This is a genomic window from Cryobacterium melibiosiphilum (genome assembly GCF_003602235.1).
Classification (GTDB): Bacteria; Actinomycetota; Actinomycetes; order Actinomycetales; family Microbacteriaceae; genus Cryobacterium; species Cryobacterium melibiosiphilum.
The window spans coordinates 143,366-156,748 of record NZ_QZVS01000095.1 but is presented as its reverse complement, the minus strand read 5'-3'; the positions used below and the strand labels follow the sequence as shown (position 1 = coordinate 156,748).

At 67.7% G+C, this 13,383-nt stretch carries 11 protein-coding genes; 2 read left to right on the top strand and 9 right to left on the bottom strand.

What is annotated here, in order from left to right; genetic code table 11:
* Nucleotides 1-76: 76 nt before the first annotated feature.
* From D6T64_RS19110 to D6T64_RS19085, 6 genes are all read right to left on the bottom strand, one after another.
* Nucleotides 77-865, bottom strand: a complete 789-nt coding sequence (locus tag D6T64_RS19110; RefSeq protein WP_267900499.1) for a triose-phosphate isomerase — start codon at nucleotides 863-865, stop codon at nucleotides 77-79.
* Nucleotides 866-890: 25 nt separating this feature from the next.
* Nucleotides 891-1,841, bottom strand: coding sequence for a 3-hydroxyacyl-CoA dehydrogenase family protein (locus tag D6T64_RS19105; protein ID WP_119976258.1), 951 nt, complete (start codon nucleotides 1,839-1,841; stop codon nucleotides 891-893).
* A 4-nt stretch (nucleotides 1,842-1,845) separates the two neighbouring features.
* On the bottom strand, nucleotides 1,846-2,313 hold the full coding sequence (locus D6T64_RS19100) for a ribose-5-phosphate isomerase (RefSeq protein WP_119976257.1): 468 nt from the start codon (nucleotides 2,311-2,313) through the stop codon (nucleotides 1,846-1,848).
* Entirely contained in the window at nucleotides 2,310-4,100 is a 1,791-nt protein-coding gene (locus D6T64_RS19095) for a dihydroxyacetone kinase family protein (protein ID WP_119976256.1), read from the bottom strand. Before D6T64_RS19095 ends, D6T64_RS19100 begins: the two co-directional genes overlap by 4 nt.
* 144 nt (nucleotides 4,101-4,244) lie before the next feature.
* Entirely contained in the window at nucleotides 4,245-5,240 is a 996-nt protein-coding gene (locus tag D6T64_RS19090; RefSeq protein ID WP_119976255.1) for a sugar phosphate isomerase/epimerase family protein, read from the bottom strand.
* Between the two features lie 129 nt (nucleotides 5,241-5,369).
* Entirely contained in the window at nucleotides 5,370-6,062 is a 693-nt protein-coding gene (locus tag D6T64_RS19085; protein ID WP_119976254.1) for a GntR family transcriptional regulator, read from the bottom strand.
* A 142-nt stretch (nucleotides 6,063-6,204) separates the two neighbouring features.
* Here D6T64_RS19085 and D6T64_RS19080 point away from each other — a divergent pair, with 142 nt between their 5' ends.
* A complete protein-coding gene (locus tag D6T64_RS19080) occupies nucleotides 6,205-7,224 on the top strand; it encodes an NAD(P)-dependent alcohol dehydrogenase (RefSeq protein WP_119976253.1) in 1,020 nt (339 codons plus the stop codon).
* Here D6T64_RS19080 and D6T64_RS19075 read toward each other — a convergent pair.
* The 3 genes from D6T64_RS19075 to D6T64_RS19065 are packed head-to-tail and all read right to left on the bottom strand — an operon-like array spanning nucleotide 7,221 to nucleotide 12,916.
* Complete coding sequence (locus tag D6T64_RS19075; RefSeq protein ID WP_119976252.1) at nucleotides 7,221-10,619, bottom strand: ATP-binding protein; 3,399 nt, start codon at nucleotides 10,617-10,619, stop codon at nucleotides 7,221-7,223. The two genes, D6T64_RS19080 and D6T64_RS19075, sit on opposite strands and share 4 nt — an antisense overlap.
* Nucleotides 10,612-11,349 (bottom strand): DUF4194 domain-containing protein, encoded by a 738-nt coding sequence (locus D6T64_RS19070; RefSeq protein ID WP_158594926.1) that lies wholly within the window; start codon nucleotides 11,347-11,349, stop codon nucleotides 10,612-10,614. The genes D6T64_RS19075 and D6T64_RS19070 overlap by 8 nt, the downstream gene beginning before the upstream one ends.
* Nucleotides 11,350-11,353: 4 nt before the next feature.
* Nucleotides 11,354-12,916 carry a DUF3375 domain-containing protein gene (locus D6T64_RS19065; RefSeq protein ID WP_119976250.1) on the bottom strand — a complete coding sequence of 521 codons (1,563 nt, stop codon included), beginning with the start codon at nucleotides 12,914-12,916 and terminating at the stop codon, nucleotides 11,354-11,356.
* A gap of 155 nt (nucleotides 12,917-13,071) precedes the next feature.
* On the opposite strand from D6T64_RS19065, the gene D6T64_RS19060 reads away from it, so the two are divergent.
* Nucleotides 13,072-13,377 (top strand): hypothetical protein, encoded by a 306-nt coding sequence (locus tag D6T64_RS19060; RefSeq protein WP_119976249.1) that lies wholly within the window; start codon nucleotides 13,072-13,074, stop codon nucleotides 13,375-13,377.
* Nucleotides 13,378-13,383: the final 6 nt, after the last annotated feature.

The following is a 13,383-nucleotide window of genomic DNA, read 5'->3' as shown; positions in this document are numbered from 1 at the left end:
ACAGCGGCAGCGAGCTGGCGCCGGTCATTCGAGGGAGCGAGACAGATCGGTGGGCAGATCGGTGGGCAGATGCAGGTCAGGGCTGCAGGCTGGCGCGGAGTATGGCCTCGTCGAGCACCCGGCCGAATCCGGCCGGGTCGTGGGCGAATCGGCCGAGAAACAGGCCATCCACGCTCTCGAGCCGCGGAAGCAGGCCCGGCCCCGCGCTGCCGCCGTAGATGATGCGGGCGCGGCCCGCCCGCTCGGGCTGGTCCAGCAGCTCGCGCAGGCGGGCGACGACATCGTTCACATAGTCGGGGTCTGCCGGAATGGCGGCGCCGATGGCCCAGACCGGTTCATAGGCCACGACAACGCGCTCGGGCGGCACGCTCGCGCCGAGTGCGGCGGTGACCTGCTCCCAGCAGAAACGGGCAGCAGCGGCGGGGCTGCCACGCACCGTCTCGCCCACGCACAGTAGCGGGGTCAGTCCGGCCAGGGCGGCGGCCGCCGTCTTCTCGGCCACCACCGCATCCGTTTCGCCGAACAGTCGGCGGCGCTCGGCATGGCCGATTTCGACCAGCTCCACTCCCATTTCCGCCAAGAGGGCCGGGCTTACCTCTCCGGTGAGTGCCCCACCCGCCGTGCCGCAGTCTTGCGCGCCCAGAACTACCCCGCTGCCGGCCAGAATTCGGCGCGCGCTTTCCAAAATGGGGAACGACGGTGCGACGAAAACGGTGAGGCCGCGGGGCAACGGAGACCGAGCCGCCACAATGCCGTGCACGGCCGTGAGCCAGTCCAGACTCGCCTGGTAGCCCAGGTACATCTTGGTGCTGACTCCGACGTAGCAGAGCGGATGCGCGGTCTCGGCGGCGCGGGATGCTGGCACGGTCTGGGCTCCTGACGGTGGTGAGCTAGTGCAGCGGCGCCGGGCCGAGGTCGTCGATGAGCTTCTGCATCGCCACGTAGGCCTTGTTGCGGTAGGCGATCAGGTCGGCCGTGCGCTCCGCGGGCACATCGAGGAATCCCGCGCCGGACTTGGTGCCGAGCTTGCCGGCGTCGACGAGGTCGGAAAGAATCTTCGGCGTTGCGAAACGTTCCGGGAAACCGGTCTGCAGCGACTTGTAGCAGAAGTTGTACACGTCGAGGCCGGCCATATCGGCGATCGCGAACGGTCCGAAGATCGGCAGACGAAAACCGAAGGTCGTGCGCACCAGGGTGTCGATGTCGTCGGGAGTCGCGACGCCCTCTTCGACCAACTGGGTGGCCTCGTGGAAGAGGGCGTACTGCAGGCGGTTCAGCACGAACCCGGTGACGTCCTTCACCACGGCGGTCTGCTTGCCGGTGGAGTGCACGATTGCGCGGGCGCGGTCGACGACGTCGGCGGCGGTGCCGGCGTGCGGGATAACCTCGACGCCCGGGATGAAGGGTGACGGGTTGGAGAAGTGCACGCCGAGGAAGCGTTCGGGATTGGTGACGGCGGTGGCCATGTCCCCGATCGAGATGGTCGAGGTGTTGGAGCCGATGATGGCGTCGGCACGGGCCGCGCCGCTGATTCGGGCGAGGATGTCGTGCTTGATCGCGAGCACCTCGGGCACCGCTTCTTCGATGAAGTCGGCATTGGCGACGGCCTCCTCGACGGTGGCGGCGACGTGCAGGTTGGTCTTGAGAATCTCCGTGGAGCCTTCTGGGAACAGTCCGGCGGCAACGAAGTCCTTCGACTCGTCGATGAGGCGCTGGTAGTTCTTCTCGGTCACGTCGAGCGAGACGTCGGACAGATAGACGTGGTTGCCGGCAAGGGCGAGCACCTGGGCGATGCCGCCGCCCATGTAGCCGGATCCGACGATTGCGATGGTGTGCGTCATGGTGTTAGTTCTCTTTCACTTCGTAGGATGCGATCGCCGCGACCTTGTCGGCCGAGGCGGAACTGTCGTCGAACCGGTAGCCGAGCCACTCCGTGACCAGCTTCTTGGCCAGTTCGAGGCCAATCACACGCTGGCCGAGGGTGAGGACCTGGGCGTTGTTGCTGAGCACGGAACGCTCGATGGAATAGCTGTCGTGTGCGGTGACGGCACGAATGCCGGGCACCTTGTTGGCCGAGATGGCTACTCCCATTCCGGTGCCGCAGATCAACAGGGCGCGGTCGAACTCCCCCGCAGCAACCTTGCGGGCCGCGGTGACGGCAATGTGCGGGTATGCCGTGGTGTCCTTCTCGCCGACCCCGACGTCGGTGACGGACTCGACGCGGTCATCCGCTTCCAATAGTTGTTTCAGCGCGGTCTTGAATTCAACCCCGGCTTCGTCGTTTCCGATGACGATGCGCCATTTCTTGCTCATGCTGTCACGTCCTCTGCTCTTGATCGTGCTGTGAAATCTGTAGCTGTGAAATCGGTAGCTGTGAAATCGGTAGCGGTGAAATCTGTGTAAGCCCGGGCCACGCCCGCGGCGATCAAGCCGAATGACACGGCTCCCGGATCGGGGTGTCCGATGCTCCGTTCGGCGAGCGGCCGGGCGCGTCCGCGGCGGGGGCTGAGCGCGGCGGTGTCGGCGGCGGCGCCCACGGCTGCCGTGGCCGCCGCAGTCAACACATCGGCGACGGATGCCTCGGCCTGGCTCTCGGCCGTGAACGTCGCGACATAGGGCAGCAAGGCGTCGACCATGGTCTTGTCGCCGAGTTCGGCCTTGCCCAGGTCGATGATCGCGGCGCTGAACGCCTCGGCGACACCAAGGGCGTCGGCAGACCCATAGGACTCCCGATTGCCGAGGGCTCCGCCCGAAGCGCACAGTGCGGCCCCCCACAGGGCGCCGGAGGTACCACCGGCCTTTTCCGCCCAGGCCTCCCCGGCCGCGGTGAGCACCTGATCGACACCGGCGCCGTCGCGGCTGGCGTCGTTTGCTGCCTGCACGGCAGCATCGACGCCACGGCGCATCCCGATTCCATGGTCGCCGTCACCGGCGACCGCATCGAGGCGGCCAAGTTCCTGTTCGTGTTCCACGACGACGGACTGCACGGCCTGCAGCAGGGTGACGGCTCCCGAGCCGAGGCGGGCCGCGGCGATCGTCGCCGGCGGGGTGTCGGTGCGGTCGTCGTGGGCGGACTCCTCGATGACCCGCTGCGGACGGGCCACGGCGTTGCCCCTGCGGAAGGCGGGGGTGTCGGCCGGCGCCGTCCAGAGGCTCAGAAGCTCGTCGTCGACCCAGAACAGGGTGAGCGAGAGGCCGGACATGTCGAGGCTGGTGACGAGTTCTCCGCACTCGGGTTCGACGACCTCGAGCCCGGCCTGCTGGAGCAGGGTTTCGATCTTTCCGAACAGCAGAAAGAGTTCGTCGTACTTGACCGTGCCGAGCCCGTTGACGATGGGGACGACGCGGTGTCCGGCTCCCGCGGGTTCTTCGGCCAGGAGCCGGCCGACGAGGAGTTCGGCGAGTTCGCTCGCGGTGGGCAGGTCGTGGTCGGAGATTCCCGGTTCGCCGTGGATGCCCAGCCCAAGCGACATCTGGCCGGCGGGAACACTGAAGAGGGGTTCGGTCGCGCCCGGCAGGGTGCAGCCGTCAAAGGCCACCCCGAGGGAACGCGTCGCGAGGTTGGCCTTGCGGGCCAGGCGCTCGACCTCGGCGAGGTCGAGTCCGGCATCCGCTGCCGCGCCGGCGATCTTGAAAACCGTGAGATCCCCCGCAATTCCGCGGCGCTTGTCGATCTCGGCCAGCGATGCGCTGGCAGTGTCATCAGTGACGACCACGGTGCGAGTGCGGATTCCCTCCGCGTTGAGTCGGTCCTGGGCCTGGCCGAAGTGCAGCACGTCCCCGGCATAGTTGCCGTAGCTGAGCAGAACGCCTCCCCCGGCGTGGGCGGCCTTGGCGACTCGGTAGATCTGTGCGGCCGCCGGGGATGCGAACATGTTGCCGCAGGCCGAGCCGGCGGCGAGACCCTGGCCGACCAGTCCGGCAAACGCCGGATAGTGCCCCGAACCGCCGCCGATGACAAGGGCGACCTGGTTGGGGTTCATTTCCGTGGCGCGCACGACGCCGCCGTCGACGCGGGCCACGTAGCGGCGGTTGGCGGCGACAAAGCCCGCGAGTGCCTCGTCGGCGAATGCTGCGGGATCGTCAAATATCCGTGTCATGGTTCCTCATTGAATCCGTTGGGCCCGGCGGCCGCGCACACGAATGTGGGCGACGACGAGGGCGCGGTGACGTGGGGTGGGGCCGTGGGGTAAGGCCGTGGGGTGGGGCCGCGTTGGTGCGGCCCCACCGGGTGTTGCGAAGGCCTACGCGGCGACCGCGGTCGGCGTCTGGCGGCCCTGGGCCACGAGCGGGGTGCCGAGCACGTAGTTCTCGGTCTTCGGGAGGATCTTCTCGCGCAGGTAGGCCTGGTTGGTCGCCGACACGCTGAGACCGTCGCCGCCGTAGTGTTCGGTGCAGATGATGCCCTGGAAGCCGAAGGACAGCGCGGTGCGGAAGGCTTCCCGGTAGCTGATGATGCCGGTCTCGAGCGGCGCCGGAACGGCGGTGAACTGGCCGCGGGCAACATCTTCGTCGCGGCTGTAGTTCTTCACGTGCCAGTAGTTGGCATACGGGACGGTCTTGGCGATCATCTCCTGCACGGCCTCGATCGGGCGGTGCAGGCGCACCAGGTTTCCCATGTCGGGGTTGAGGCCGACGTTTGTGAGGCCGATGTCCTGAACGAGCTGCACGGCCGAATCGCCGGTGCCGAGGTAGGTGTCCTCGTAGAGTTCGAGGCTCATGAGCAGACCGAGTTCGGCGGCGTGGGCGCCGAGTTCCCTGAGTCGGGAGACGGCCTTGCCCCAGACCGCGGGGTCGCCGACCGGGTCGTGGTGGCCTTCGACGGTCCAGAACCACAGCTGCTTCTGCTGCTCGGCGGTGAGTGCCTGGTGGAGTCCGAAGGAGACGACCTCGCAGCCGAGCTGCGCGGCGGCGTCGAGGGTGCGGTGGCTGTAGGCGAGGTTGTCTTCCCCGTTGGCCTCGTCGATGACGCTCCGACGGATGGCGGAGATGGAAGGAGCGCCGACGCCGACGCTGCTCGCGGTGGCCTTCAGCTCGTCCAGCCGCGCAGAGGACAGGTCCCCCGGGCGAATCCAGGAATCGAACAGGTCGACGTTGGCGAAGCCGGCGTCCTTGACCTCGGTGAAGACCTCGGCCCAGACGCTCGCGTCGGCCTGCTGGGCGGTGCGGCCCTGGGCATCCGTTCCGGGGAACTGCAGCAGTGCTGCAGTGATGGGCCAGGTTTCTGCTGTGTAGCGCATACATCACTCCGTCGTGTAGATCGTATTTCCTATAGGATCTACGATTCACAGACGCTTGTCAAATCTGAGCGACGGCTTGGAGGTGCCCAACGGCCGTCGGCAGAACGTCACACCGGGGTTGCGCCGGAACTACGCCGTTCCGCCGCTGTCCCGCACCGACCTCGACTTGACGCCCTGCAGGTGCTCAACCATGGCTTCCCGCGCCCGCTCGGGCTTGCGGTCGAGGAACGCCTGGAGAATGGCGGTGTGCTCGAGAATCGCGCTCTCGGCATCCGTCACGCCCATGCCGGCGAAGTACCTGAACCGCTGGATCTGCCCGCCCAGGGTCTTATAGGCGGCAAGCACAAACGGGTTGTCGGCGTTCTCGGCGATGATGCGGTGAAAATCCTCGTCGGCTTTCCAATAGTCGCGAAATTCCGCGTACGTCGCTCCGGTGTGCGAGGCACCGAGGCGTTCAATGGTTTCGCGCAGGGCATCGCAGAGTTCGGCGGTGGCACGGCTGCAGGCCCACTCCGCGTTCGTGGGTTCAATGACGAGGCGGGCATCCACGAGCTGAGCGAGTTCGGCGGCGGTCGACAGCGGCGCGACGGTGTAGCCCTTGAGTGCGACGCGCCGCACCATGCCGGTGTGCTCAAGCCTCGCCAGAGCTTCGCGAACGGGCGTCTGCGACACGTTGAGTTCCCTCGCCAATCCGTCGATACTGATGGTGCCGGCCGGTTCGCGGCGGCCGTCGATCAGCGACGACAGGATCTCCTCGTAAACGTAGTCGGCGAGAACCTTGCGTTTGAGCATGGGTGCCCGGAGGGAATTGTGATCGGTCATGGGCGAATTCTTTCACCGCGCAACGTGATTTGCGCAATTGGACTCGGTCACTGCAATTGGGCTCGGCCACTGACGGGGAGCCCGGGCGTATCCTGTGCCCCAGAACGCGAGAGCGCGACCCGCGACGGAGCAGGAGACCACGATGAAGGCGATTGTGCAGGACACCTACGGCCCGCTCGACGTGCTCACGCTACGCGAGGTGCCCAAGCCGACCGCCGGCGACGGCGAGGTGCTCGTGAAGGTGCGGGCGACATCCGTTCACGCCGATGTCTGGCACGCGGTGCGCGGCGAACCCTACGCGCTGCGGTTCATGGGCTCGGGAGTGCGGCGGCCGAAGACCGCGATTCCGGGAACGGATGTTGCAGGGGTCGTCGAATCCGTCGGCCCCTACGTGACCGAATTCCACCCCGGTGACGCCGTCTACGGCGAGTGTGTCGGGGTGAACCAGTGGCACAACGGCGGAGCCTTCGCCGAATACGTGGCCGTGTCGGCCAAGCGCCTCGCGCCGATGCCGGCCCGGCTGAGTTTCGAGCAGGCGGCTGCCGTGCCCACCTCGGCCAGCATCGCCCTCGGCTGCCTGCGCGATGAGGGCCGCATCCAGCGTGGACAGCGGGTACTCATCAACGGCGCCGGCGGTGCGGTCGGTACCTTCGCGGTGCAGCTTGCGCACGCTTTCGGCGCGCACGTGACGGCAGTGGACAGCACCGACAAGCTGGACATGCTGCGGGCGATCGGCGCGGACCGCGTGGTCGATTACACCTTGGTGGACTACACGCAGGAGAACGTCGGGATACCGTACGACCTCATCCTCGATATAGCCGGCAACCATCCGTTTTCGATCTGCCGCCGGGTGCTCGCTCCGACCGGCACCTATGTGCTCGTGGGCCACGACCACTACGGGGCCACCGGCCACAAGTGGATGGGCAGCCTCGGCAGGTTTTTCCCCCTGATGGTGCGCAGCCTGTTCGTGAAGCAGCTTCCCGGGCTGCGCGGCGCCGGCGCTCCCAACGACCGCTTCGCGGTGGTCACCGAGATGGTCGCAGCCGGCGACCTGACCCCGGTGGTCGACCGCACGTATCCGCTCGCCGAGGCCGCCGCGGCCCTGCGCTACCTGACCGAGGAGCAGACCCGCGGCAAGATCGTGCTCACCGTGAACGACTAGGCGTGAATGGGGGTCGACACAGGGCTCGGCTCGGGGGTGGAGAGCGGCGTGATGTAGGAGTAGCCGGTGGCGTTGTTCTTCGTCATCGACAGCACGAGGTCCATGTGCGGTTCGAGCGCGGTGACCTTGTCGAGCGGGGCACCGACGATGAGCTGGAACCCGAGCCCCTTCCAGGCCGCCACGGCCCGACCGGCGAACTCGGCGTCGGACTTCACGAAGCCCTCGTCGAGGAACACCGGGGCGAACCGCGGCCGGGTGCGACTCTCGTCGCCGAGCTGGAAACGCAGCGCAGCACCCACGACGAACGCCACGAGCTCCTGCGATTCGCCACCGCTCTTGCCGCCGAGCGAGGAATAGGTACTGACCTCCACGCCCTCGGGCGTCAGGCGCACGGCCGTGATCTCGACGTGCTTGCGCACGTCGAGCAGCAGGTCGCGCTGCGCATCACGTCGAACCTCGCCGCCGTCAGGCTTGCGAATGAGCGCCATGAAGGCCCGCAGCCGGGTGAAGCGGTTCTCGGTCTGTTCGTCGGTGAAGAGTTCCGTTGCGCCCGAGGAGAGCAGCTTGAGCTCCCGGCGAAAAGCGGTCGCGTCGTCGCGGTGCAGCCGGCGCAGCGCGATCTTCAGTCGGTCGCGGCCCGCGCCGAACGGCAGCGTCGTGAGGATCTCGTTGATCGGCCGCAAGCGGTCTTCGATCTCCTCGATCGCCGTGGTGAACGCCCCGGCGAGCGGCACGAGGTCTTGGCCGCTCCACGCTGCGAGGCGCCGCTTCCATTCCTGGCGCCGCTCGTGCAGGCCGAGAGTGTAGACGGCGTCGAGGATGTCGTTGTAGCTCGGGAACGACTCCAGGCCCACCCCGATGTTCGGGTCGGGCCAGCGGCTCTGGAACGTCTCGAAGATGCGCAGCAGCGAATCGCGGGCGCTCGTGGCGGCGCCGCGGTCCTGCGCGGACTGCTCCGTCAGGCGTTCCCGCAGCCGCTTCACCCCGCCGGCAAACGCGGCCAGGTCGTGCTGGTCGCCGACAAGGGCGAACTGGGCGTCGAGGTGCGCGGCGTGGTCCGCCGTCAAGACGACGGTCTCGTCCCGTTCGATGCGGTCGAGCCGATCGGTGACAACGTCCTGGTCGTCCACGATTCCACTCTGCTCGGCGCCGAGCCGCACCGCCTGCTGATCGGTGGAGTGCTTGAGCTTCTGGGCACTCTCCAGCTCGTCGACCAGACGCGCCTCCTCGTCTTTCAGGGCACGCAGCACGTCGCTGCCGGCGAGAACGCGCTCCTGCTCTGCCTGCTTGTCGGCGATTTTCGCCTCGGCGGCGGCCACGTCGATCGCGAGCCAAGCGGCATCCGCCACGAACTGGTGGGCCGCCTTGCGAGCGCGCAGATCACCGATCTGATCGGAGACAGCGGATGCCTCCCCCGCCACCGCATTCGCCGTCGCCGTGCGCTCGGCGAGCTCGGCGACAATGTCATCCAGCCGGGCCCGACTGGAGTATCCGATGATCGACTTCTGGTCCTGGTTCCAGCCGTGCGCGCCGCGGGCGCCGTTGCGGGTCTGCCCGCTCGGCGTGACTCGGGGGCCGTCGCCGACCAGCTCGGCGGGGGTGTCGACGCAGAGCGCGTCGAGGTTGCCGGCCTGCACGCGCTCCCGGACCCAGCCGCTGAACGGCGAGTCGACGAAGGTGAGCTTGCCGGAGACGTAGCGGGCATCACCGGCGATCGGTTCGTAGTCGCGCAGCGCGACGCCTTCAAAGTGGATGCGCACCGGGATACGCAGCGGGTCGATGGCCTGGCTGAGCGCGGCGAGTTTGGTCTCGTCGACGAGCATCACCCGCACGACGGAGGCGAGGGTGACCTCGGCCGCCTGGCGCCACTGCTCCTCGTCGGCCGCGAGGTCGATGAGTTCGGCCACGAAGGGCAGCTCATCGGCGGGGATCCCGGCGGCCTCGGCGATCATCAGCCGCGCGTTGTGCAGGTGCTGCGGCACCAGGCTGGCGCGCCCGGCGAGGAAGGCCTGCTCCTGCTTGAGGGTGCGGATCTGTTCCTCGACCGGATACGCGGTGCGCTGCAGGGTCGCGCGGTCGCTGTCGAGGGCATCCGCTGCCTGCGCGAAGGTGCCGAGAAAGCCGGCCGCGGCGGTTTGGGCGGCGAGAAACTCGGGCTGACCGGAGATCTCGGTCTCGAGCAGGCTGATCCGGCTGTCGAAGGTGGCGCGTTCGGCGCGGATGTCGTCGCGCTGGTGGGTCAGCTGCTCGAGGTCGTTGGCGAGGCTCGCGAGCACGTCACCGCCGTTGTCACGCTGCTGGTGCTGCACCGCGGCGACGCGGGCCTTGAGAGCGGTTTCGGCGTCGCGGGCCCGGGTGAGCTCGACGAGGTTGCCGCGCCGCTCGGCACCGTTCAGGTCGGCGGCGCCGTCGAGCAGGGCGCGTTCGGTGAGCAGCGTCCACAGCACGAAGGGGGTGTCGCCGGGGCGGTGCACGCCGAACGTGTCGATCAGGTCGGCCTTCAGACTGGCGGCCTGAAAGTCGCGGTGCAGGGCCGGGATGCGTTCGAGCACCTGCGCTTTCTGGGCCTCGGTGACCATGGCCCGGTAGGAGCGCTCGAGGTCTTCGAAGTGCGCGACGGCCTTGTCGGCGGCGGCAAAGGTGGCGGGTTCTTCGAGCACCATCGACTTGTAGAGGCCGTCAACGGTCTTGACCTGCTGACCGGCCTGGATGCGGGCGAGCAAGCGCAGGGCTTTGCCGCCCTCACCGTTGGCGCCGATCCCGAGCCGGGTGTAGAGGGTCTGCGCGAACGCGGCATAGGTGTCGAAGATGTCGAGCTCGGGAAACCGGGTCTTGAGGGCGCGCTTGTCGAAGCGGCTCTCGGTGACCTCGGCGAGGTCGCGCAGGTCGAGGCGCCCGTCGATGGTCGCCATCTTCATCGACAGGTCGGCGAACTTGCTCGCGCCGCGCGGCACGAAGTAGGCCCGCAAAACCGTGAAACGGCGGTTGTTGTCGTCGATGAACGTCATCGCGACCGCGCCCCAGGTGGCCTCCTGTGATCCGCGCAAGACCTGGTCCTGCAGCGCGCCGGTTCCGGCTTCGCGGCTCGAGTCGGTCTTGCCGCGGAGGTAGGTCATCAGGTTGCGCTGGTCCACGCTGCGCGCGCGCCCGGAGCCGGCATCATTGCTGGCGCCGTTGAAGGGGGTGTCGGAGGGCATCATGAGCGCGAGGTAGGCGTCGAGCAGGCTGCTCTTGCCGGTTCCGGACGCCCCGGAGACCAGTGTTGCCGTCGGCGCGAAGGCGATCTCGTGGTGGCCCTGGAAGCCGCCCCAGTTAACCATCTGGAAGGACTCGGCCTTCCACTGCGTGGTGCCCTCGGTCGAGCCGTCAATGTAGAAGAGGGGCGAATCAGTCATGGGCGGGGCTCCAGATGGCGGGCAGGGCGGTGCTCGTGGTGTCGGTGGTGCGGGTGTTCTCGTTGGTGGGCGTGCTGTCGTTCTGGCTGACGAGCCACTCGAGCAGCTCCCCCAGACGTTCGACCGGTAGCAGCACCTCGATCACGGCCGACACCCGAAACCGGTCGGCATCGCTGGTTTTCAGCAACACCCGCGCCTTGGCCAGGCTCTCGACGGCGGCCATGGCCCGGCGGGCGTCGCCGGAGCGGTCGGTTGCGTGTTCCGGGCGAAAGTGCGCCACGTTCTCGACCAGGTTGTCGCGGTCGACGAGCACGATCTCCTGGCCACTGGCCCGCTCGCTGCGGAACCGCTGCCGCAGCAGCACGAGCAGGATTGTCTCCTCCCGCGTGTACGCCACATCGTGCAGCAGCGTGGGGAACCGGTCCCCTCCCTCGGCGACGGCCTGGCGTTTGAAGGCGACCTCGTAGTGCAGGTCGACGTGCAGGTCGAGGAAGACATCGTTCAGGCGCGAGCGCAGCAGACTCTGCGACGCCAGCAGGGTCTGCCATTCGGCCGGTTGCAGCGCCGCCGAAATGTAGCGGTACTTCAGCAGCAGCACGAGGGTGCGACGCTGCTCGATGCTGAGCCCGCCCTCATCGCCCTCGAACAGCGAGAAGCTGGCCGGGTCGCGTTCAACACTGGAGGTGTCACCGGCCCCTGCGGTCCGGTCATCGGTTTCGGTGTCACTCATGCTGCTACTCATTCCGGTCAAAAGTCAGGTCTGGCTCACTGGCGCCGTAGGGCAGCGCAGCCAGGGCGGCCGTTTCGGCATCCGTCAGCATGATGCGCGGCACCGTGAAGCTGCGCACGCTGCCGTCGGGCCGCACGGTCTCGAAGCTCTCCACGGCCTCGGCCCGGTGCACCGCGTCGACCTGGGTCGCGATCTGCAGCATGCCCAGGATCTCGACCGGGCGTCGCAGTGTTACCTCGAGGGCGTTGAACGCGGCACCGACGGATGCCGCATCCCCGCTGCTGAAAGCGCTCACCAGGGCGTCGCGCATCTCCGCGAGCAGCGGGCCGCCCTGCTGGCGCATCGCGTCGAGGCTCGGCGGTTCGGGCGCGTCACCCATCACGTCGTCGAGCTCCGGCGGCGCGAGGTGGGCCATCGGGTCGTAGAACCGTTCCTGCAGGTGTTCCACGTCGAGGGTGCCCGGCATGAGCTCGGCGGTGACGGTCGAGCGCGGGCCGGCCGTCTGCATCCAGACGGCCAGTTCTTTGTTGATGTCCCGCAGCATCCGCTCGAGTTCGCGGTCTTTCACGACGTCGTGGTTGACGATGTGTTCGCGCAGGGTCGTGCTGAGGCCGTTGCGCTGGGTGAGCACGTCGTCGATGCCCTTGCGGATCAGGCCGACGGTGCCCATGAAGCTGCGGCGGTCGCTGCCGCTCAGCTCGAGCGCGAAGGGATGCAGCAGGATCGTTTCGAGGTCGTTCTTGAGCCCCCGCATGAGGGTGTCGTTACGCAGCAGGGCGAAGGCGCCCTCGAAGGCGCGGCCCTCCTTGGTGGAGGTCATGAGGGCATCCGTCTTGGCGAGGTAGTCGTCGAGCACCTCGCTGATCGGGCGTTCCTCACCGCGGAAGTCGTTGATGATCTGCCGATGCATGCCCGCGACGGACTCTTCGACCCGTTTGAAGTCGCTCGGCAGCTGGTTGATCAGGTCGATGAGGTTAGCGTAGCCCTCGAGCATCTGCTCATTGGAGGCGCTCGCGACCTCGCCGCCGGCATCCAGTCGATCCCGTTCGCTCTGCTTCTCGGCGATCTCCTGGTCGAGGCGACGGATGCGTTCCTGCCGATCCGGGTTCGCCTGCGTCGCGCGGTGCCTCGCGGTGTCGACGATGGTCGTGAGGCGGGACTCGCTGATCAGCGCACGGTCACGGGCGAGCCCATCGACCAGCAACAGCGCTTCGAGGGCATGAGAGGTGAGGGAGTAGAATTCCTCGCTGGTATTCCCGCTGGTATTCCCACCTTTGGCCGCGCTGGTGTCCCCCATTTCGCGGTACAGCCAGAGGTCGTTCATCCACTGCACGCACAGGGCACGGCCGTTCTTGCCGGGCACCTCGCTGCCGACACTGCGCAGGTCGGCGAGGTAGGCATCCACCTGGGTGTGCAGAAGGTCGGCCTGCACGCTGCGGCGGTCCCGGCTGAAGGAACTCTTGAAGACGGCGAGCACGAACGGAGCCCACTTGCGGTCCAGCAGGCGCAGGGTGGGTTTGTCGAAGGCCTCGCGCACCCGCGCCAATTCGGCCGCAATGTCACTCACTCAGTTGTTCCTTTCCCGCCAAAGGATTAACTTTAACCGACGAATGGGCGCGGCCTTCCCGGGTCGGCCGCCAGCCCCGCCCTGACCCGGGTGTGAGGCGGGTGTCTGGGCCGGGTGTGTGAGACTGTCACAACGACTTTTCTGGAGGATCCACGGTGAACGACCCCCGCGCGAACATGGACGGCAACAACCTCTTCAACCTCGGCAAGCCCCGGGCGGACTACACCAGGACGCCCGGCCGGGCGCCGGGATTCTGGCTGTCGGCCGCCGGGTTTGTGCTCGCGGTCGTCTTTCCGTTTCCCGCCATCATCGTCGCCGTGATCGGCCTGACCTTCACGATGCAGGCGTACCGGGTGATTCCGGTGCGGGCGCGCGGCCGGGGGCTCGTGCTCGCGGCGCTGGGGCTCTCGATCGGTGCCATCGCGCTCGTGCTGCTGCGGTCGATCGGGTCGCTCTTCTAGTCGCTC

Excerpts from the sequence above, each read along its gene's own strand:
- D6T64_RS19075 (WP_119976252.1), bottom strand. The coding sequence starts at position 10,619 with ATGACTGATTCGCCCCTCTTCTACATTGACGGCTCGACCGAGGGCACC.
- D6T64_RS19090 (WP_119976255.1), bottom strand. The coding sequence starts at position 5,240 with ATGCGCTACACAGCAGAAACCTGGCCCATCACTGCAGCACTGCTGCAG.
- D6T64_RS19105 (WP_119976258.1), bottom strand. The coding sequence starts at position 1,841 with ATGACGCACACCATCGCAATCGTCGGATCCGGCTACATGGGCGGCGGC.
- D6T64_RS19085 (WP_119976254.1), bottom strand. The coding sequence starts at position 6,062 with ATGACCGATCACAATTCCCTCCGGGCACCCATGCTCAAACGCAAGGTT.
- D6T64_RS19070 (WP_158594926.1), bottom strand. The coding sequence starts at position 11,349 with ATGAGTGACACCGAAACCGATGACCGGACCGCAGGGGCCGGTGACACC.
- D6T64_RS19100 (WP_119976257.1), bottom strand. The coding sequence starts at position 2,313 with ATGAGCAAGAAATGGCGCATCGTCATCGGAAACGACGAAGCCGGGGTT.
- D6T64_RS19080 (WP_119976253.1), top strand. The coding sequence starts at position 6,205 with ATGAAGGCGATTGTGCAGGACACCTACGGCCCGCTCGACGTGCTCACG.
- D6T64_RS19095 (WP_119976256.1), bottom strand. The coding sequence starts at position 4,100 with ATGACACGGATATTTGACGATCCCGCAGCATTCGCCGACGAGGCACTC.